Raw genomic sequence first — 21,750 nt, 5'->3', positions numbered from 1 at the left:
CATGACTTTATTGGGGACAGCAATGCGCAGAAACAGGAATGACAGCTTTAGGCGTTGGCAATCAGCTGCACTTTGCCTGATGACTTGCGATCATATTTTTTTACCGGCGTATTAACCACGTCAACCAAAGGCTCTGCACGTAAAGCCGTTTCAATTCGCTCTGTTGAAACCTCACCATAAACCGTAGAGCGGCGTTTGGCCTCCCGCCCAGCCAAGCCAATGAGAGCCTCCATCGTCTCAGGCGAGCACTCCTGGCCATGTTCAGAGCCCGCAGCACGAGTAATCGTCTCATTCATCAGCGTCCCCCCCAGATCATTGGCACCCGCCTCCAGGCAAGCCACAATGCCCTGCTCTCCCATTTTGACCCAGGACGTTTGGATATTGGGGATATGGGGCGATAAGGCCAGACGAGCAACGGCATGCATTAGCAAGGCTTCTCTAAAGGTTGGGCCGGTGCGGGCCTTACCTTTTAGATAGAGCGGCGCTTCCATATGAACAAAGGGCAAGGGTACAAACTCGGTAAAGCCGCCGGTTTTTTGCTGTAGCTGGCTGACTCTTAATAAATGTCGGGCCCAGTGCTGATGCTTTTCAATATGACCATACATAATGGTGGCGGTGGTTTTAAAGCCTAAACCGTGGGCGGTCTCCATCACCTCCAACCACTGCTCGGTATTGATTTTATCGGGACAGAGATCGGCCCTGACTTCATCGTCCAAAACTTCCGCCGCTGTGCCGGGCAAGGTATTTAAACCGGCCTCTTTTAATTGCTTGAGAAAAGCGTGCAGGGAAATACCCAACGTCGCCGCACCCTGCCAAACCTCTAGCGGAGAGAAGGCATGGATATGCATATCCGGCGTGGCGGCTTTAACCGTTTTTAAGATTTCAAGATAGGTATCACCGGTATACTCAGGGTGAATACCCCCTTGCATACACACTTCTGTAGCGCCGCGCTGCCAGGCCTCATTGCAGCGGCGAGTAATTTCTTCATGGCCTAAATCATAGGGACGGCCACGCAGGTTTTCGCTCAGCTTCCCTTTTGAAAAGGCACAGAACTGGCATTTAAAATAACAGATATTGGTATAGTTAATATTGCGATTAACCACATAGGACACCGTATCGCCATTCAGTTGCTGGCGAAATTGATCGGCCTGCTGGCAGACATAAGAAAAGTCATCGCCCCGAGCCTGAAACAAGCGCACTAAATTAGCTTCGGTCAAAGCGCTACCCGCCCTGGCCTTGGCGACAATCTGTTGAATATCCACAGAAATATGGGATAGCGATTGCGCCTTGAGCTGCTGCATGATGCTAGCCGGAGGATCAACCGACTCACCCGGTGCCCACTCATCAACGCGGGGAAAGCCTTCCGCATCAATCATCCTTAACACAGGGGTTTGTAAGTCTTCGTGCAGCCACTTTTTACCGTCCAGAGCAAAATTCGGGTAAATCGTTAAACGCTCATGCAAATATTTACCGGCCACTGCGGTTTCTTTAGCCAGTTTTTCCACATGGGGCCAAGGGGCTTCTGGGTTAACAAAGTCAGGCGTGATCGGCGACACTCCGCCCCAGTCATTAATACCGGAATTAACAATTTTGGGTAAGACACCAGGGCTAAGATTGGGCGGCGCCTGAATGCTAATGCCATCACCAAAAATAATACGTGTTGCGGCAATCGTCCACAGCAATTCATTGAGATCAGGCTCGGGAGCCTGAGCCATTTTTGTTTGCTCTTTGGCCCGGAAGTTCTGCACAATAATTTCTTGCAGATGGCCATGCTTTAGATGGCTGGCTCGCAAGGCTAACAGGGATTCAATTCGCTCGGCTCTGGTTTCACCAATACCGATTAAAATACCTGAAGTAAACGGCACACTGGCTTGACCAGCCAATTCAATCGTTTCTAAACGAACCGCGGGGTCTTTATCCGGAGAACCATAATGCGGCATCCCCTTTTCACATAAACGACTTGAAGCTGATTCCAGCATAATACCCATAGAGGCGGAAACCGGGCGCAATAATTCGATTTCATCGGCAGTCATACAGCCGGCATTAATATGGGGCAGAATACCGGTTTCCTCAAACACCCTTTTGGCAACATGAGCCACATATTCAAGCGTGGTTTCAAAACCCATGTCCGCCAACGCATTTCTAGCGGCGCTATAACGCAGCTCCGGCTTTTCACCCAAGGTAAATAAGGCTTCTTTACAACCCTGCGCCACACCAGCGCGCACCGACGCCAACACCTCGTCAACCGACATATAGGGTGCGGGAATTTTTTTCGGCGTTTGAGCAAAGGTGCAGTAATGGCAAACATCTCTGCATAGATGAGTTAGCGGAATAAACACTTTGCGCGAATAAGTGACCACATTGCGAAAGCCCTGGTCGCGGAGCTGACTCGCTGCCAGCATTAATTTTTCAGTATACTGCTGTGAAGAAAACCGATCCTCCGCCAATATCAATGCCTGAGTATTGGTGAGTAATTCACCGGCCAAAGATTTTTCTAATAGCGCATCCACTTCATCACCCAAGGGGGCAAACTGATTATCCAGCATGGTATTTAAGCGTTCCTTTAACCCGCTTTCTTGTAAATAAGTCAGGGTATGTTTAGCGATACCCACTTGCTCAATCGTTAATAAGCCCTGTAAGTCAGAGGGGTTATCGATATCCATCGCGGCAGAGGGCAAAGCAACCATCGCCGCTGACACTTTTTCCTCAGCCGCCGCGGCCATATGCTTTTCAAAGCTACCCTTGCCATACTGAAATTGAATAGCATTAGGTGGTGTTGCCACCACACAGTTACTGCCATCTTTGACGGCATCGGGGGCGATGGTAATACCCGGTAAAACCTGCTCTTGATGAACTTCCAATAAGCGCTGGATATCGGCCGCATCTAATAGCGGTAAATCACCGTGGACCACCAACATGGAATCAACGCCCTGCTCTGCCAACTTTGCCGCCGCCGCATCAACAACAGCGGTTAAGCCTTTAACGTCCGGTGCAAGGGCTAAAGATGATTCAGCCCAACAGCTTAATTGATAACGATCCGCTAATAGCTCAGCACTGGGATCATCAGACACAATCACCGTATTATCAATCATGGGATGGTTGGCTAATATATCCAACACATCCTCAACCATGGTATGAAATAAATGCCGGCGCTCGTGGGCTGCCAACACACCGGACAAACGCTGCTTGGCATTTACAAAATCTTTTAATGGAAGTAAGGCCCAAACCATTAGTGCTCACCACTTGTATCAGCAACGGCTGATAGTGTTTGTTGTGTTGTTTTTTGTGTTGTTTTTTGTGTTAGCCGATTAGCATAAGCCAGGGTTGCCTGCGCTAATGCAATGCGATCATCCAGGGTTTTCATCACGGTCTGTTCAGAGCAAACATCAAGACCTAACTGCTCAATAGAGGGCAGCAGTGACTGATCACTATTATCGATCATAAAGCCGTCCAATAAATCCCCATAGTAATCCGCAACACCGATGGCGGTGGCAGGGATATTTAATTCTGTCATCATTTTTGCCGCAGGCCCTTTAATGGCAATACCGGCAACAATGGGTGAGATGGCAATAACCGGGGCAGCACTATTACGCATCGCATCCCTTACACCGGCCAAACGCAAGATGGGCTCAACGCTGACAAAAGGGTTAGATGGGCAAATAATAATAGCCGCCAATTCGTCACTGGCGAGTAAATCCATCAAAGCTTGCTGGGGTGCAGCTTGCTCTATACCGTCAAAATAAAAATCACTGATCGCTGGCTGGCATTGCTCGCGAACAAAATATTCCTGAAAAGCTAACTCGCCATCGGCCGTAGTGACTTTAGTACGCACAGCGTCATCACTCATGGGAATAATACGGTGACTAACACCTAAACGCCGGCATAGATGGGCAGTAACGGCGCTCAGGCTTTCACCCTTGGCCAAGCGCTGGCTACGCTCAAGGTGCGTGGCTAAATCTCTATCGCCCAGACGAAACCAGGTATCGCCACCCAAGGTCTCAAGGGCATCCATAGCATTCCAACTTTCGCCGGCAAGGCCCCAGCCCAATGCTTTATTATTGATATCTGCCAGGGTATACATCACAGTATCAAGGTCGGGAGAAATCGATAGACCCAAGTGCTCAAAATCATCGGCAGTATTAGCCGCAATTATCAGCTGTTCCGGGGACAGTATTTTGGATAAACCCAATGCCAGCTTAGCCCCACCAACACCGCCGGACAGAGCGAGAATTTTTTTACCGGCAGGCAGTGAATACGATTTCATCGGAACAAGTCTTTGGCTTTTTCACGAATCAAACTGCGTGAGCCACAATCGGCAGCTTGTAATTTGGCACCGCGAATATGGACCACCGGTGCGCCTTCTGCCGCCTGCCCCATCATAAAGGAGGCCGCCGCCGCCAACTCATCGGCCACAGCCACTTCGGTCACTTCCATAGGGCGCTCAAATAAATCGTTACTGCCTATTAAATTTTCCAGCGGTTCAAAACCGGCGGTACCGATAGCCATGCCGGCAGTACCGTTACGCCATGCTCGGCCGGCACTATCGTTGATAATGATATAGACGGTCTTACCCGTCAGTGTCGCTATTGCCTGCTGCAAGCCTCTGGCACTGGCATCGGAATCCAGTGGTAATAACAACACCCGGGGGTTGTCGTCATCAGAACTAATATTGGATTTATCGATACCCGCATTGGCGTGGACATAGCCGAGGCGATGCTCAACCACCACCACGCCCGGCCTTTTGCGAACCACTTCTTTAGATTCGGATAAAATCAGCTCCACCAAACGGGGATCTTTATCAATCTCAACAGCCAGCTTTTTTGCTTCTTCGCTGGGCTCCACCGCATTGTAATAGCCATAGCGGTTCTCGGCTTTAGACACAATTTTTTGCGCCAATACCAATACATCACCATCCGCCAGGGACAGTGTTGCATCATTAAGAGAAGAGAGAATTTGCGCTGCCAGATCATCACCGGGTTCAACCATGGGATAATTTGGCAGAGCTGTTAGTGTCATTTGCGACATGGGATAAGGCTGCGCTGAGGTTTAGTCTTCCAGACCCGTAATACTGATACCGGCATGACAACCGTACTGTTTGTTGATAAAAATCAGTACTGAGGTCAGGGCTTCTGTCGCCGCAGAATTGGCAATACTGCCACCATGGAAACCGCGCATACCGGCGGCTTCTACCAGGCTAATCACTGCAGCACGGGCGGCTTTTTTATCGCCACAAACAATCACATCACAGTTAAGGCCCTGGCCTTCTTGCAGATGGTGAGCCGCTACATTCTGAAATGCCGAGACTACATTCACCTCTTCACCGAGGATATTCTGGGCGATTTGGCCAGCAGAACCCTGCTCCGGCAGCTGTACACGGGCCACTTTTGGCGGCACTAGCGGCACAGTCACATCAATCAGAATCTTGCCTTTTAAGGCGTCTTTAACCAGCTCCAGGGTACCCTGCTGATGGGCAAAAGGCACGGTCATAGCACAGATATCAGCGGCTTCGGCGGCGGCCAGATTTTCCATGGCCTGTACATTAACGCCCTCGATACCACGCTCATTCATAATGCCCCGCAAATCGGCGGCGGCGGTCTCAGCCTTATCGGCGGTGCGTGAGCCAATAATCACCTGATAACCGGCCTGCGCCCAACGGCGTGCCAAACCAGTACCTAAATCACCGGTACCACCAAGAATTGCTATAACAGGTAATGCTTCACTCATTTTAAAATCTCTGAAAATGCTGAAAAAAAAGGATGCCAATTTAACGTTGCCGGGCCTTGTTGGAACAATGGCCAAATCAGCCAACCGCTAAAGGCAAAAACGGCCAACGGCATTGTGCAGCAAAGCCATGCAACAAGGAAGGGGCTTAACCCCTTAGGAAGCTTAAAGCCGAAGGGGCTTAAGCGGACTGCTTATCGTTCTGGGTAAAGTCAATAATCACCGTTTCCAGATCACTGACTTTGACGGGCTTGGCGATAAAACCATCCATACCCACATCGGCACAGACCTGAGCCTCACCTTCCAGAGCATTGGCGGTTAAGGCCACAATGGGTATATGGCGCTCGCCATTCTCAATACGGCGGATTTCTTCGGTGGCCTGATAGCCATCCAGCACCGGCATATGGCAATCCATAAAGATCATATCGTAGGGCTGGGCCTGCCACATATCCACGGCCTCGCTACCATTAACAGCGATATCCACATTACAACCGAGTTTTTCCAGCATCCGTACCGCCACTTTCTGGTTGACGATATTGTCCTCTGCCAGCAGGATACTGACCCGCCCATCGGTAACGGTAATTTTATTCTCTTTGTGCTCGGCAAAGGTAAAGGGAGTAACAAAATCTTTAGAACTGGCAGCGGACTGCTGATTAATTTGTAACAGGGTTTTTAGGAAATGACTCTCTTTAACCGGCCTTGATAAATATCCATTAAAGCCTGCATCTTCAACAATACGACCTTTATCACCCAGCGAACCAATCGCAATTAATAATAAGGCGGTCTCGGCAATGAGCGGTTCCTGCCGAATATTCTTCGCCAGGCTAAGGCAGTTGAGTAGTTCTATGGCCTCATCTGCGATGACGGTATCAAAGGGTTTACCGGCTTTATGAGCCTCAAGCATTAAAGGAATGGCTTCATCAGCCTTAGTGACAACATGGGCATTCATTCCCCAGCGTTGGCACCATTCAGCGGTTAGCTGGTGACGACCGGTGATATCACCCACAATAAGGATATTTAGGGCAGCGTTTTGCTCATCCATAGCCGGGCTATCAAGCACCGGCAACTCAACCGTTTCAAGCTCCAGCAGCAAGCTGAATATTGAACCCTCACCTTCTCGACTCAGCACTTCGACTTTGCCGTTCATCAAATTAGCCAGCAGTGCACAAATACTCAGGCCCAGACCGGTGCCGCCATATTTTCGGGTGGTAGAACTATCTGCCTGAGCAAACTCTTCAAAGACATGTTCCAGTTTGGTGGTTGATATACCGATACCGGTATCTTCTACCGCAAAGCGGTATAGCTGGTTGCCATTCGCCATGGGTGTTGATGACACATCAATCATGACGCCACCCACCGAGGTAAACTTCACCGCATTGCTGACAAAGTTCATCATAACCTGGCGGATTCGACCTGGGTCACCTTTGACGTTTTCCGCAAGGTCTTTGGCGAAACGCAATTGCAGGTAGATATTCTTTTCTGCTGCTTTTAGCTTCATTACCTCGGCGAGGTCTTCAAAGCTGCTTCTCAGGTTAAAGGGAATAAACTCCAGGTCCATTTTCCCCGCTTCAATTTTAGAGAAATCAAGAATATCGTTGATAATCCCCAATAAGGCATCGGCGGAACTCTGGATGGTATCAATACTGTCTCGCTGTTGTTCATCAAGGTCACTGCCCGCGACCAATGAGGCCATACCAATCACACCGTTGAGCGGTGTCCTGATCTCATGGCTCATGGCAGCTAAAAACTGAGACTTGGAACGGGCGGCGGCCTCAGCCTGGTCTTTGGCCACGGTAAGCTCTGCGGTCCGCTCGATAACACGCTGCTCGAGTAAATCTCTGGAATTCGCCAGTTCTCTATCCCGGTCCTGCACCTGCTGTAGCATGGTATTGAGAACACTGGTTAGCTGACCGATATCATCATTATTGGTGACCGGTGCACGAACACTGTAATCGCCGTAATCAGAAACCTGCTGGGCAGTGCTGGAGAGCGCCTGAATCGGCTCGGTGATACTGCGCTGCACTCTATGGGCGAGAAATACCGCCAATAGCATCGCCAGCAAGCCCACCCCTAAATCCATAAATAGCTCTTGTAGAAGAGCCTGATAAGCTTCCGACATATCATAGCGAAGGAAGATGGTACCAATATTATCGCCATCCAGAATAATGGCCTGGTAGAGGTCAACATGCTCGGCATTGAAGTAGTAGCCTTCATCGGCCACATCGGGAATAGCCAGTTCGTCGTCACCGGCATAACTGGCAAATAAGGTGCCGGTATCGCTGTAAATGGCAGCAACAACAATACCCGAAACCACTTCCAGGGATTTTAAGGACTCTCTGGCGCTAAAAGGCTCATCAAAGACAATGGCGGCGGTATTATTGCTGCCAATCACTTTGGCGTGACTATCCATCAAGGATACGACTTCACTGCGGTTTTGCTGGAAATCGGTAAACATACCGGTTGCTGTCACCACAATAACGGCAATACCGGTGGTCAGCAAAATCAGCTGATTTAGCTTGGCAGCAACTGTGAGTTGGTTTCCCCAAATATTCATTGACTAACCGATCCCCATAGCACGGTATTCCAGGTGCCCTAACCCGGTAAATTAGACATAGACTAACAGTATAGCCTACTGACGCAAACAACTGGTTTTACTGGAAAATTTCCCGCTGTGCGCCGCTGAAAAACTGTGTCAGACCAATAATTGTGCAAAAATCACCCAACATTGTCGACCCACTACTCAAAATAGGCATTTAATCGATTATTTTTTGACATATTCACACATACAAACGACGGGTTTTAGCTATTCTTAATAGGCAAAGGAACCATATAAGCAGCTGGCGATTGAGGTATTCACTCAATCGCCGCATTTATAGAAACAGTTTGTCAAAGGAAGTACTCTTGGTCGACGTAGAACAGCATCCAGTTACCGCCCAGCCCGCCTCATTATATTTATTAGGGCAAGCAGCGCTGAACTGCACCATTATCAGCATCTCCCCCACCGGCATCGCGGTCACGGTTGACCCGGCAACCCCTTTACCAGCACTGAACCGCGGCGATTTAGCCGAAGTTCATGTCAGCAGCTTTGCTCACCTGAAAATTCGCACCGCCATCGATACGATTAGCAGCAAGGCACTTCAACTGAACTTTATCAATGCCAAAGACTCCAGCGTACGGCAACTGGTTAGTTGGTTTGGTCAAAAAGCAGCAACTACTACGGTCTCCATCCCGCCAACTGAAGGCGTTATTATTAATGAGCTAACGGAAATTATACTCAAACATATCACTGAGCTGTTTGATGTGTTTCTGCAAGAGGCTGACAGTAGCTTGCTAAGCATGGCAGAGGTGGTCGATAACAACGATCAACAAAATAAGCTGTTTGAGGCCAAGTCATTGCTCCGGCAAAAGGGCGACCGCATTAATTTATTGCACAATCAATTACTAAAATTCAGGATTGAAAATTTTATCGACAATAAGCCTGGTGATGCGGCCGATAGCGATAGCAATCTTTATGAAGAAATGGAACTTATCGATTTAGAAGAATTTGAGGACTGGTTGTCAATAGATACCATTATCAGACGCGGTAATGAAAAAAATTACCAGTCACTGGCCTGTCTGGAAAAACGTTATGCCAAGCTACTAAAAAAATCCGTGGATACAGACACCCTACCACCGGGCGTCCATAATATTTGTAATGCTTTGCAAGACACCTTTAAACAGCACAAAATTTCACCGGAGCTACTGCCACTAACCTATAAAATATTTGAAGAAACGGTTATTGATCGGCTTGGTAATCTTTATGACATCTTAAACAGTAAACTAAAAAGCTATGGTGTGCTACCGAATATTGAGTCTCACATTCTGCAACAACCAAGAAAGAACCCCAGCAGAAGAACAACTGATAGCCCACGTATAGCAGCACCCGAAGATAGCAACACCGACGAAAACCAACAGCCTGTAGAGGTACAGACAGAGTCCGAACTATTTGCTTCCGCAAAAAATATTTTAAGCTTATTGCAACCTCAACAAAATACGGTCAATGCCCCGAGCAATACCACAGCAGCAACATCTACCTCAACCCTGATTGAAAATTTATCATCCCTGCAACAGGATAGCACCGCCAGCCAGGCCCTACCCGCCAATGCAACACTTAGCCAATGGCTACAACAGGATGCCGGTTTAGTGCTGGCTAATGAGACTCAGGAACTTATGTCTCTGGTGGAATCTATATTCCAGAATATCACTCATTATTCACAGATATCTCAGCCATTAATTTCACAGATGAAACGGCTTGAGATCCCTGTTGCCAAGGCAGCACTGATGGATAATGATTTTTTCTCTGGCTCATCGCACCCCGCACAGCAATTACTCAACCAACTGATTAATTTATGCCTGAACAGCGATATGCCCAACCAATCACTGGAGAGAAAATTTAATTCCGTTATCTCCGATGTGACGAATAATTTCCAGCAAGACCCGCAGGTATTTACCCAGGCTATCGACGAACTGACCACTATAGAGAAACAGCAGCAGAACGCCTATCAACGCAATACTGACCGGATTATTCAAACCTATGATGGCCGTCAACGGGTCAAACAAGCCCAGGATGCCGTAGAGCGAGAACTGCAACGACGGGTATCACCCCCGCAGGCACCTGCCGTTATTATCGACCTCATTGAAAATGGTTGGCGAGAATTATTGAAACTCACCTTTATTAAGGAAGGTAAAAATAGTGATGCCTGGCAAGAGCAATTAGCGACGCTAGACCAACTATTGCAATGGATCACGGATAACGAAAGTGATGAATCCCCTAACGCGCCGGATATTGAGCGCGAACTGGAGGCGGACTCCTTTGCCGACCTGATTGGCCAGCAGCTACATAATATCTTCCCGGGGGACTACCGCTATCAATCGACAGTAGAAAATATTCGCGATATTCTGAAAGGCCTGCAACCTATAGTCAATGTCCCACTCAGCAGTGATGTGGAAATTAGCAATAGCAATCACTCAGAATTACATAAGGAACTGGAAGCTGCCAACCCGCAACTTAGTCGCTGGTTTAAACGGGCTAAAAGCTTAAAAGTCGGCGATGAGTTTTCTTATCTTGGGGATGACACTGGCCAGCGTAATATTAAACTGGCCTGGATTAGCGACAACCAACAGAATTTTGTGTTTGTGAATAACCGCGGTCAAAAAGTACTGGACTTTGATCTGGTGGATCTCGCCTCAGAGCTTGCCAAAGGCCTCTCCCCCTCGGGGGAGAACTCCGAATGGCCGTTGGTTGAACGCAGTCTGTATTCATCAGTGCAAGACGCCTATGAAAAATTGGCTTTTAATAGCTGCCATGATGAACTCACCGGTTTAATCAATCGCAAAGAGTCAGAACGGGTTTTAGGCACCACGCTACTGGATGCCAAAAATAACCTGAACACCCACCACTTGCTCTATCTTGATATCGATAAATTCTCCCTGATCAATAACCTCTATGGCCATGTTGCTGGCGATCAATTATTGGTAGACCTCAGTCAGTTTTTAATCAACAAGCTGCCGCAGGATACGGTGGTGGCACGTATGGCAGGTAATGAATTTGTTATCCTGCTAAACAATACCGATCAGGCCCAGGGAAAGTCTCTGGCGGAGAACATTCGCCACGAAATTGAACAACACACCTTTCACTGGCAGGAGCACCCGCTACAGATAACCAGCAGCATTGGTATGATGGTAATTAATAAATATACCGAGAATGTTGTGGATTTGTTGCGCAGTGCGGTCACCGCCGCACAAACAGCAAAAGACCAGGGAGGTAACCGTACTCACGATTTCCGTCAGGATGCAGAACAGCATGAACGACGGGAAAAACTGCTTAGCTGGATTGATCAACTCAGCAACGTATTGGAAAGTGACAAACTCTGTTTGCGCGGGCAACAAATCAGCGCCAGCTCGGGTCAGGATAAAGAGCCCCATTACGAAATTCTACTCGCCATTAAAGACGACAACGGAAACTTAACATCGCCGATAGAATTTATTGAAGCCGCTGAATGCTATAACCGTATGCAACGGGTTGACCGCTGGGTGATTGAACAAGCTTTTCGTTGGCTGAGTAGTTTAGCGGAAAATAATATTACCCTGCCCTCCATCTCGATCAATCTGTCTGGCAACAGCATGAACGATGATCAATTTATGGATTATATTCTGGAAAAGTTTGCCCAGTTTAAAGTACCCACCAATAAAATCTGCTTTGAGGTCACGGAAACCGCGACGATTAATAATCTGTCGGAAGCTGCTGATTTTATCCGGGAGATTAAAAAACTGGGCTGCAAGTCTTCACTGGATGACTTTGGCAGTGGCAACGCCTCCTACCAATACCTGAAACACTTACCCGTTGATTACTTGAAGATTGACGGTATGTTTGTCAAAGATATCCACACCAATGCTGATGACTTTGCGCTGGTAAAATCCATCCATGAAATTGCCCATTTAATGGGCAAGCAAACGATTGCAGAGTATGCGGAGTCCAAGGAGGTTATCGCCCTTTTACAGGAAATAGGCGTTGACTACCTGCAAGGCTTTGCGGTCTCCAAGCCCCGTCTATTGGCAGATATTGCGGATAATCTGGCCCAAAACAGCTAATTTCAACAGCGATTGGCAATATAGGAATGACTCCCTTATTACTTTTTATTCGTAGAATCCAATGGAATAGTTATAAATGACTGCTATGCTTTAATTAAGCCAACTGGATTAACTTCAATAATTAGTCAATCCAAGGGAGAGCTGTCCAGGTCAAATGATGTAAGTGTTAGCTTTAACTACTGCGGAGAGGGTGTATATCCATCTCCGCTTTTTTTTGCCCGTCAATTGATAACCCAGCGGTCAAAGCCCCGACTGATCGGCCTTCTGCGCCTTTTTCTGCAACCGTCTGGAGGCAAAGAAATCCGACATAATGCCAGCGCATTGCTCAGCCATCACCCCACCCTGCACCGCTACTCGATGATTAAAGTGGCCTTCATCAAATAAACAGCCATTGCTTTGCGCAACCCCGGATTTTGGCTCAGTGGCGCCATAAACCACTTTGGCGATACGGGAGTGAATCAGAGCGCCAGCACACATAGTACAGGGCTCAATGGTGACATAGAGGATGGCTTCGTTGAGGCGGTAGTTGGCCAGAGCGATGGCAGCATTGCGCAGGGCAACCACTTCGGCATGGGCGGTTGGGTCATTGCTTAGGATGGGCTGATTCCAGCCCTCACCAACAATTCTCTCATTAAGTACAACAACAGCACCTACCGGGACTTCACCATGCTGGGCGGCTACACCTGCCAACTCCAGCGCTCTTTGCATATAGTCTTGATCGGTAGGCATGGTTTTTTTACAACCTTGGCGGGTTATTGGAGCGGGACTTTATTCCCACTCAATCGTCGCCGGGGGCTTACTGGACACATCATAAGTAACTCTGGATACACCACTTATTTCATTAATAATCCGGTTGGATACTTTTTCCAGTAATTCATAGGGCAGATGCGCCCAGCGTGCGGTCATAAAGTCGATAGTTTCTACAGCGCGTAAGGCGATAACATATTCATAGCGCCGTGCATCACCCACTACACCAACTGACTTAACCGGCAAGAACACAGCAAAAGACTGGCTGGTTTTGTGGTACCAATCGGCGTTATGCAGCTCTTCCAAAAAGATAGCATCGGCTTCGCGCAAAATATCGGCATATTTCTTTTTGACTTCACCCAGAATACGAACCCCTAAACCCGGGCCGGGGAATGGATGGCGGTAAACCATATCGTAGGGTAAACCCAACTCCAAACCGATTTTTCGGACTTCATCTTTGAACAGTTCACGTAAAGGTTCTACCAGTTCAAACTGCATATCTTCAGGCAAGCCACCAACATTGTGATGGGATTTAATCACATGGGCTTTACCGGTTTTGGCAGCGGCGGATTCAATCACATCCGGGTAAATTGTTCCCTGCGCCAACCATTTAACATTCTGGATTTTTGAGGCCTCTGCATCAAAGATATCAATAAAGGTATTACCAATAATCTTACGCTTTTTCTCAGGGTCAGCTTCGCCAGCCAACTTACCTAGAAATTCTTCTTCAGCATCGGCACGGATCACTTTAACACCCATATTTTTGGCGAACATATCCATGACCTGATCGCCTTCGTTTTTACGCAGTAAACCATTGTCAACGAAGACACAGGTGAGCTGATCGCCGATGGCACGATGCAATAAAGCGGCCACTACAGAAGAATCTACACCACCGGATAAACCTAATAGCACTTTATCGCTACCCACCGTTTTCTTGACGGTGGCAATAGCATCTTCAACAATATGAGCCGGAGTCCACAACGCATCACAGTGACAAAGCTCTAAAATAAAGTGTTCAAAAATACGCTGGCCTTGCAGCGTATGCGTCACTTCCGGGTGAAACTGAATACCGTAAAAGTTTTTCTCTGCATGGTACATGCCGGCAATAGGGCAGGAATCGGTGGATGCCATAAGCTCAAAACCCGCGGGCATGGAACCGACTTTATCGCCATGGCTCATCCAGACATCTAACAGTGCTGCACCATCATCCGCCACATGGTCTTTGATATCATGCAGCAAAGCCGACTCACCCTGCACTTTGATTTGTGCATAGCCAAATTCACGCAGGTCTGAGGTTTCAACGCTGCCACCTAACTGTTCAGCCATGGTTTGCATGCCGTAGCAAATACCCAACACAGGAATACCCAGCTCAAAGACAATGCCCGGTGCCCGGGGAGATTCACCCTCAGTAACAGACTCAGGTCCGCCAGCAAGAATAATACCCTTGGGATTAAAGGCTTTAATTTCTTCGGCCTCCATATCAAAGGCACGAATTTCTGAAAAGACGCCAATCTCACGCACCCTACGAGCAATAAGCTGAGTGTACTGGGAGCCGAAATCTAAAATTAGAATTCGTTGAGCGTGGATATCAACTGACATAACAGGTTCTCAAATAATCAATCTTAAGCGCGTGGGTAGTTCGGCGCTTCTTTAGTAATGCTGACATCGTGGACATGGCTTTCGCTCATACCCGCTGAAGTCACCTTCACAAACTGTGGCTTGGTACGCATGGTCAGCATATCAATGCTGCCGGTATAGCCCATCGCTGAGCGCAAGCCGCCCAACATTTGATGGATAATGGCAGCCAATGGTCCTTTGTAAGGTACCCGGCCTTCAATACCTTCCGGGACCAGTTTTTCAACACCGGCATCAGCACTTTGGAAGTAACGGTCACTGGAGCCCTGGGTTTGCGCCATAGCACCCAAGGAGCCCATGCCACGGTAAGACTTATAAGTACGGCCTTGATAAAGCTCGACCTCACCGGGAGCTTCTTCAGTACCGGCAAACATGCTGCCCATCATAATAGCACTGGCCCCTGCGGCTACCGCCTTGGAAATATCCCCGGAGAAACGGATACCACCGTCGGCGATTAATGGCACATCCGTATCTTTTAGCGCTGCTGCTACATTGCCAATCGCGGAAATTTGCGGCACACCAATACCCGTGACAATACGCGTGGTACAAATAGAACCCGGTCCAATACCGACCTTAACCGCATCAGCGCCCGCTTCAACCAATGCCAAAGCCGCATCAGCAGTAGCGATATTGCCGCCAATCACTTGAATGTCCGGGTAGGACTGCTTGATTAAACGCACTCGCTCAATCACATTTTTGGAGTGTCCATGGGCTGTATCCACGACTAACACATCAACACCCGCTTCAATTAAAGCGGCCACACGATCATCGGTATCGGCACTGGTGCCCACCGAGGCTCCCACCAATAGCTGGCCTGAAGAGTCTTTACAGGCATTAGGATAGGTTTGTGCTTTGTTAATATCCTTTACTGTAATCATGCCGCAGAGATCAAAGTCATCGTTAACGACCAGTACTTTCTCGATACGGTTTTTATGCAATAGCTCTTTAACTGACTCCAGGTCAGCCCCTTCTTTTACTGTGACCAGATCTTCCTTACGGGTCATGATATTAGAAACGGGGTCATCCATATGGGTTTCAAAGCGCACATCGCGGCTGGTAACAATACCAACCAGGTCTTCGCCATCTAATACCGGAACACCCGATATATTGTGTTCCTCGCGGATTTCAAACAGGCGCAAAATAGGCTCTGAAGCCTGAATAGTAATAGGGTCTTTAACCACACCACTTTCGTGCTTTTTAACAGTACGCACCTGATAGGCTTGTTGCTCAATGGTCATACTCTTATGGATAATCCCGATACCACCTTCCTGGGCAATAGCCACAGCCAGGCGAGACTCGGTCACAGTATCCATGGCGGCAGAGACCAGCGGGATATTGAGTTCAATACCTCGGGTGAGCTTGGTTTTGAGGGAGACATCCTTGGCGGTTATTTCAGAATAACCGGGCAATAGGAGTACATCGTCAAATGTAAGGGCTTCTTCGGCAATTCGCAGCATAAGTTTTTCCTGTGTAAAACAACCATCAGAAGAAGGGATGGTTGTGCAGCCAGTGGGACCCAAGCCCTGCAAGACCATCCCCCCTAAACGAGAACAACGGTAAAACCCTGCAAGACTTAAAACCGCGCATTTTAAGCTATTGTTTTTATTCCGTAAATCAATAACTACGATTAAACCGCCCAGAATCAATAACAATGACCCAAACAGGGATAATTTATTCTCTCAAAGGCCACTTTGCCCTACACTACGGTCCCATGCCAAACAGCCCAAACCCCAAACGCGATACTTTAAGCATCAGCCAACTTAACCGTCAGGCCAAGCGCCTGCTAGAGGGGAACTTCCCTTCGGTATGGGTTGAGGGTGAAATATCCAACCTGTCACGCCCCTCTTCCGGTCACTGGTACTTCTCCCTGAAAGATAATAGCGCGCAAGTGCGCTGTGCGATGTTCCGCTCCAGCAATGCCCGCCTGCGGTTTCAGGTTGAAGCCGGACAACAGGTGATGGCCAGGGCCAAGCTGAGCCTCTATGAAGCCCGCGGTGACTATCAGCTGATTGTTGAGCATATGGAACCCGCCGGTGATGGCGCCTTGGCCAAGGCATTTGAAGCGCTTAAAAACAAGCTACAAGCTGAGGGGCTGTTCGATAACGATAGCAAACAAGCTCTTCCGGAGCAGCCTAAAAGTATTGCCGTAGTGACCTCGGCAACCGGGGCTGCTATTAGAGATATACTGACCGTTCTTGCCCGACGCTTTCCCAGTATTAAAGTCACTATTTTCCCCACGGCTGTGCAAGGGCAGAATGCCGCTCAGGAAATCGCTCGTGCTATCAATACCGCCAATGGCCTGCACGAGGCCGGCAAGCGGGAATTTGACCTGATACTTACCGGCCGCGGTGGCGGCTCTATGGAAGACCTCTGGGCCTTTAATGAAGAGGTGGTTGCCAGGGCGATATACCAGAGTGGTTTACCGGTGGTCAGTGCCGTGGGTCATGAAGTGGATTTTACGATTGCAGACTTTGTAGCCGATATAAGGGCCCCTACCCCATCAGCTGCCGCTGAATTGATCAGCCCCGATGGCCAGGAGATGATGGCCAGCTTTATGGGCTTTGAGCAACTGCTTACGCGCCAGATGCTATTGACGCTGGACAACAATAAACAACAACTGGGCTGGCTTCAGTCCCGCTTACGCCACCCGGGTAGTCGCTTGCAGGAACATAGCCAGCGGCTGGATGAGCTGGAAATGCGTCTGCTTAATGGCTGGAAAAACCAGTCTCATCAACAAAAACTCGGCCTACAACTATTGGGCTCACGATTACAGCAGCAAACCCCGGGCCACAAAATCCAGCAACTCAAACTGGCTTCCGCCGGCTTATATCAGCGTCTGGAGAAACAGGTACAACGCTTATTGGAGCAACAGCAACAACGGCTTAAGAACAGTATGCAACTACTGGATGCGGTTAGCCCTTTGGCCACCCTTGACCGAGGCTATGCCATTGTCAGTGATGATGAAGGGCAAGTGATTACCGATGCTGGCGACTTAAGCCAAGGCCAAACTATCACTACCCGGTTTGCCAAAGGCACTGTTAAAAGCAAGGTAAGCTAAGCATGGAGATGCAGCTTTATCCCACGATTAAACTGCTTCATATCACCACAGCCGTTATTACTATTCTGTGCTTCACCTACCGTGGCGCAAGAAAGGTGAATGACGGCCATTATCGCCCAGCGAAATGGTTACGTATTGTTCCTCATATCAATGATACCGTGCTACTGAGTTGCGCTATTTATCTGGCGACCCAAAGCCGACAATACCCCCTGACAACAGATTGGGTATCAGCCAAACTGCTAGCGCTGTTTGCCTATATCGGTCTGGGAATGGTTGTTATGCGCCTGGCAAAAAACCAGCAGCAACGCATCATCGCTTTTGGCTTAGCTCTGGTTTGTTTTGCCTATATTGTGGCCGTGGCCCTGAGTCGCAGCCCCACGCCCTGGTTATAGGCCTAAGCCAGCGCTGCCAAAGCTGCCTCCGCTAAAAATTTCGAACGGTTTTGGTATTTGGCATCGATTTTATGAATCATTGCGGTGGGCAGGGTTACATTGATTTTCTCGGTTTTACCCAAATAAGGGGAGATATCAATCACCACAAAGCCCCAGACACCATCGGCAAAATCCTGGTTATCCATATGCTCAGCAATGGGTGAAGCCGCAGGAATACTTGCCCCCTCTTCAGCCAAAATCGCCAAATGGTCTTTGATCGCTTCCTGGGCATTATCAAAGGCCTCATCAAAGGAGTCCCCCGTAGAAAAACACCCGGGGATATCTGGCACAGTCAGACCAAAGGCTGAACCTTCTTCATGGTGTATGACTACCGGGTATTTCATGATAAGCGCCTCCTGGGCGTCGTTAAATATCGTTGAGGTAGAAACAGGCCTGCCTGCTTTATAATGCTTTTCACTGTTCCAGCCGGTAGATCTTTCTTCGGGTGGAGCACAGCCACTAACCCTGGCTGGGCTGGATACTTAAAGTGGTGGTGGCTGCCAGTCATAGAAACCCGCCGCCAACCATGCCCGGTTGGCATCTTTAATCAGCTCCTTGCTTTTCACAGTAATCCCTCCTATTCATCCTTGGCTAACCCAAGCAGAAAAGATAACTCTGGAGTTATTTTTTGTCAACTTATGTATAACTCCAGAGTTATTTAAAATATATTCCGACTCAGGCGTAGAACTCACCCTACGTTGCCGAGGCAAAAAAAATCCCCGCTGAAAAGCGAGGATTTTTTAACCAGCCGGTAACGGCCTATAGTTAGTAATTATCAGGCAACTTACCGTTGAGGATAATGTTACGGCCTTCAAAGCTGATATATTCACCAATAGTCAGGTCTTTTAAAATACGCGCAACCATCTCGCGGGAGGCACCTACCCGGTCGGCAATATCCTGCTGGGTTAACTTCTCGGGGATAATCGCTGAGCCATCTTCTCGCTCATCGGCCAGAGTGGTCAATACATTGGTCACGCGACCATAAACATCCTGCAAAGCCAACGCCTTAACATCTTTAGTCAGTTTGCGCACGCGGCGGGTCAGGTTGCGGATTAAGGTCTTGGCAATATTAGGCTGCTGCTCCAGTACCTTATTAAAGTCTTCCTTATAGATAATGCAGAAGCTGGACTTCTCCATGGTACGCACTGAGGCTGAGCGCTTATCATCATCCAGCAGGGCCAGCTCGCCAAAATAGTCTTCAGCGGTCAAGGTGTTCATAATAAACTCCTTGCCATTTTTGTCGCTACAGTAAACCTTTACCCGGCCAGACTCGATAATATAGAGCGAATCGGCATGGTCATTTTCATTGATGATAACCGTATTTTTGGGGTAGCTACGTACCACACTACTGGCGGAAAGCGCCTCCAGTTCCTGCTCTGAAAGCCCATCAAAGATTTCTACTTTATCGAGTATCATAGTGTTTTTGCCATCTATTTAATTATTGTCAGACACTGGGGTTGCCAAACCAGCCCTCTATCTGCCGCTGCAACATCCTATTGGCGGGAGAACATCCGTACTGAGGTTTAATGGCCAGCATAAAGCCCATTTAGTCTTGGAATATAGCACAGGAATGGTACTTTTCCAGTTGACAAGCCAACAATTTCTCTATGTCTGATATATACTTAGGCGACACAAATAACAAAGTACTGCAATGGAAAACCCAAACGCCGTCCTCGATGCCCACAACTGGATACCACTGTCCCGACAGCTGGTGACCGAGATTCATGGCCTGGAAAAACTCTGTAGCGAGCAGTGGCCAGATCTGGCCGATGACTTGAGTAAATTACAAGCCGTTAGCGTTAAGCTGGACGAGTTCACTCTGGCGGTGCTGGCTGGCGAAATTGTCAGCTACAGTAAAATCTGGCATGACCTGAGAAATCTGGTCGGTACCATCATGGGCTACTGCGAATTGATGGAAGAGGAACTCGAAGCCAATCGCCTGCCTCTGCACCAATCACTGCTGCAACTGCATGAGCTTTGCGAACAACTGCTCGCCAAAGATGAAGATATTGCTGATATCAGTACCGCCCAATACCTTCCCACCAACAAGGCCACTGGCACCATCCTGATTGTTGACGACCAGGCCGAAAGCCGCGAGATTTTGCGCCGCTATTTGCAACAGGGCCAGCATCAGGTTCTGGAGGCCAATGGTGGTCAACAAATGTTTGAAATTTTAGCCAGCAATGATGTCGACCTGATACTACTGGATTTAATCCTTCCAGAAATGGATGGCGATGAACTGCTACAGCAACTTAAAATGGACGAAAGCCTCAGAGCAATTCCAGTCATAGTTGTATCGGGCAATAAAGATACCGAGCGAGTTATTTTATGTATTGAAGCGGGCGCCGAAGATTATTTATTCAAGCCCTTTAACCACGTTTTACTGCAAGCCAGAATCAGTGCCGGTGTCGAACGCAAACGCTGGCACGACAAAGAACAATTGTACCGTGACGAACTGGAGCGCAACCAGCGCTTTATTCGTAATGTATTTGGTCGCTATCTATCAGAAGAGATTGTCTCCACATTACTTGAAGATCCCGACGGTCTTGACCTCGGTGGTGTGCAGCGCAAGGTCAGTGTACTGATGGCGGATATTCGTGGCTTTACCACCATTGCCGAACAACTACCGCCCCACCGGGTAGTCCGCTTGCTGAATAATTATTTGGGTACCATGAGCGAAATCATCATGAAGTATAACGGCACCGTGGATGAATTTATTGGTGATGCCATTCTCGCTATCTTCGGCGCACCGATTACTCGAGAAGATGACAGTGACAGAGCCATCCGCTGTGCGTTGGAAATGCAGGCAGCCATGGATGACATCAATCGCCGCAACAAGAGTGAAGACCTGCCAGAAATTTCAATGGGTATCAGTATCAATACCGGCACCGTTGTCGCCGGTAATATTGGCTCCGAAAAACGCGCCAAATATGGCGTAGTTGGCCATACGGTTAACCAAACAGCCCGTATCGAAGAGCACTGCGAAGCAGGTTCAATCCTGCTATCAGAGGCCACCGTTAATGACTGTCAGGCGGTACTTTCGATTGGAGAAAGCCGTGCCATTCAAGCCAAAGGAATTTTAAAAGAAATTAATATTTTTGAACTAAAAGGTATTGCACCTGAAACCAGGCCCCACAAAGAAACCAGCCCAGAAACATCCAGGGAATAAGCATGGCTAAGATATTATTAGTTGAAGATAATGAGATGAACCGCGATATGTTATCGCGCCGACTCAAGCGCAGGGACTATGATGTGATCACGGCTGACAATGGTGGCACCGCGGTTGAAAAAGCCATCAACGAACAGCCAGACCTGATTCTGATGGATATGGAATTACCGGTAAAAGATGGCTGGACCGCCAGCAGGGAAGTCAAACAACAACAAAGCACACCGATAATTGCCCTCACTGCCCATGCACTGTCTGGCGACAAAGAAAAAGCCATGGCCGCAGGCTGCGATGATTACGCCACCAAGCCTATCGACTTTCCTGGCCTGATCGCCATTATTGAAAAACACTTGGCTAAATAA

General features: G+C 48.4%; 16 protein-coding genes. 5 read left to right on the top strand and 11 right to left on the bottom strand.

All coding sequences use genetic code 11. From position 1 onward, the window contains the following. Nucleotides 1–47 precede the first annotated feature (47 nt). The 5 genes from cofH to BST96_RS15155 all read right to left on the bottom strand — a co-directional run bounded on the left by cofH (nucleotide 48) and on the right by BST96_RS15155 (nucleotide 8,275). Nucleotides 48–3,230 carry a 5-amino-6-(D-ribitylamino)uracil--L-tyrosine 4-hydroxyphenyl transferase CofH gene (gene cofH, locus BST96_RS15175; protein WP_085759517.1) on the bottom strand — a complete coding sequence of 1,061 codons (3,183 nt, stop codon included), beginning with the start codon at nucleotides 3,228–3,230 and terminating at the stop codon, nucleotides 48–50. Further along, nucleotides 3,230–4,264 carry a 2-phospho-L-lactate transferase gene (gene cofD / locus BST96_RS15170; RefSeq protein ID WP_085759516.1) on the bottom strand — a complete coding sequence of 345 codons (1,035 nt, stop codon included), beginning with the start codon at nucleotides 4,262–4,264 and terminating at the stop codon, nucleotides 3,230–3,232. Before cofD ends, cofH begins: the two co-directional genes overlap by 1 nt. Next, on the bottom strand, nucleotides 4,261–5,025 hold the full coding sequence (gene cofE, locus BST96_RS15165) for a coenzyme F420-0:L-glutamate ligase (protein WP_085759515.1): 765 nt from the start codon (nucleotides 5,023–5,025) through the stop codon (nucleotides 4,261–4,263). The genes cofD and cofE overlap by 4 nt, the downstream gene beginning before the upstream one ends. Before the next feature lie 21 nt (nucleotides 5,026–5,046). After that, a complete protein-coding gene (npdG, locus tag BST96_RS15160; protein ID WP_085759514.1) occupies nucleotides 5,047–5,724 on the bottom strand; it encodes an NADPH-dependent F420 reductase in 678 nt (225 codons plus the stop codon). Between the two features lie 178 nt (nucleotides 5,725–5,902). Continuing rightward, nucleotides 5,903–8,275 (bottom strand): response regulator, encoded by a 2,373-nt coding sequence (locus BST96_RS15155; protein WP_085759513.1) that lies wholly within the window; start codon nucleotides 8,273–8,275, stop codon nucleotides 5,903–5,905. 347 nt (nucleotides 8,276–8,622) lie between these two features. Between BST96_RS15155 and BST96_RS15150 the strand changes: the two genes are divergently transcribed. Beyond that, the gene (locus tag BST96_RS15150) at nucleotides 8,623–12,351 is read left to right on the top strand and encodes a DUF1631 family protein (protein ID WP_157117979.1); all 3,729 of its coding nucleotides are present in this window, start codon (nucleotides 8,623–8,625) and stop codon (nucleotides 12,349–12,351) included. 240 nt (nucleotides 12,352–12,591) lie between these two features. Here BST96_RS15150 and tadA read toward each other — a convergent pair whose 3' ends face one another. Genes tadA through guaB form a run of 3 tightly spaced genes read right to left on the bottom strand, consistent with a single transcriptional unit; the run spans nucleotide 12,592 to nucleotide 16,190 of the window. Further along, nucleotides 12,592–13,080: a tRNA adenosine(34) deaminase TadA gene (gene tadA, locus BST96_RS15145; protein WP_085759511.1), complete on the bottom strand. Its 489-nt coding sequence runs from the start codon at nucleotides 13,078–13,080 to the stop codon at nucleotides 12,592–12,594. A 39-nt stretch (nucleotides 13,081–13,119) separates the two neighbouring features. After that, nucleotides 13,120–14,697, bottom strand: a complete 1,578-nt coding sequence (gene guaA / locus BST96_RS15140) for a glutamine-hydrolyzing GMP synthase (protein ID WP_085759510.1) — start codon at nucleotides 14,695–14,697, stop codon at nucleotides 13,120–13,122. Between the two features lie 23 nt (nucleotides 14,698–14,720). Continuing rightward, on the bottom strand, nucleotides 14,721–16,190 hold the full coding sequence (gene guaB / locus BST96_RS15135) for an IMP dehydrogenase (protein WP_085760552.1): 1,470 nt from the start codon (nucleotides 16,188–16,190) through the stop codon (nucleotides 14,721–14,723). A 254-nt stretch (nucleotides 16,191–16,444) separates the two neighbouring features. Here guaB and xseA point away from each other — a divergent pair, with 254 nt between their 5' ends. Both xseA and BST96_RS15125 read left to right on the top strand, forming a co-directional pair. Beyond that, nucleotides 16,445–17,791 carry an exodeoxyribonuclease VII large subunit gene (gene xseA / locus BST96_RS15130; protein ID WP_085759509.1) on the top strand — a complete coding sequence of 449 codons (1,347 nt, stop codon included), beginning with the start codon at nucleotides 16,445–16,447 and terminating at the stop codon, nucleotides 17,789–17,791. A 2-nt stretch (nucleotides 17,792–17,793) separates the two neighbouring features. Beyond that, complete coding sequence (locus BST96_RS15125) at nucleotides 17,794–18,183, top strand: SirB2 family protein (protein ID WP_085759508.1); 390 nt, start codon at nucleotides 17,794–17,796, stop codon at nucleotides 18,181–18,183. Nucleotides 18,184–18,185: 2 nt separating this feature from the next. On the opposite strand, the gene BST96_RS15120 is transcribed toward BST96_RS15125, so the two are convergent. The 3 genes from BST96_RS15120 to BST96_RS15110 form a co-directional block, all read right to left on the bottom strand. After that, a complete protein-coding gene (locus BST96_RS15120) occupies nucleotides 18,186–18,566 on the bottom strand; it encodes a type II toxin-antitoxin system HicB family antitoxin (protein ID WP_085759507.1) in 381 nt (126 codons plus the stop codon). After that, entirely contained in the window at nucleotides 18,563–18,763 is a 201-nt protein-coding gene (locus BST96_RS15115; RefSeq protein ID WP_085759506.1) for a type II toxin-antitoxin system HicA family toxin, read from the bottom strand. Before BST96_RS15115 ends, BST96_RS15120 begins: the two co-directional genes overlap by 4 nt. Nucleotides 18,764–18,987: 224 nt before the next feature. Beyond that, nucleotides 18,988–19,635, bottom strand: a complete 648-nt coding sequence (locus BST96_RS15110) for a Crp/Fnr family transcriptional regulator (protein ID WP_085760551.1) — start codon at nucleotides 19,633–19,635, stop codon at nucleotides 18,988–18,990. A 238-nt stretch (nucleotides 19,636–19,873) separates the two neighbouring features. Here BST96_RS15110 and BST96_RS15105 point away from each other — a divergent pair, with 238 nt between their 5' ends. Beyond that, nucleotides 19,874–21,391 carry an adenylate/guanylate cyclase domain-containing protein gene (locus tag BST96_RS15105; RefSeq protein ID WP_085759505.1) on the top strand — a complete coding sequence of 506 codons (1,518 nt, stop codon included), beginning with the start codon at nucleotides 19,874–19,876 and terminating at the stop codon, nucleotides 21,389–21,391. 2 nt (nucleotides 21,392–21,393) lie between these two features. Continuing rightward, nucleotides 21,394–21,750 carry a response regulator gene (locus tag BST96_RS15100; protein ID WP_085759504.1) on the top strand — a complete coding sequence of 119 codons (357 nt, stop codon included), beginning with the start codon at nucleotides 21,394–21,396 and terminating at the stop codon, nucleotides 21,748–21,750.

Origin of the sequence: Oceanicoccus sagamiensis (assembly GCF_002117105.1) — a bacterium.
GTDB classification, from domain to species: Bacteria; Pseudomonadota; Gammaproteobacteria; order Pseudomonadales; family Dasaniaceae; genus Oceanicoccus; species Oceanicoccus sagamiensis.
The sequence above is the reverse complement of the archived record's forward strand: the minus strand, read 5'-3'. Positions and strand labels throughout refer to the sequence as shown.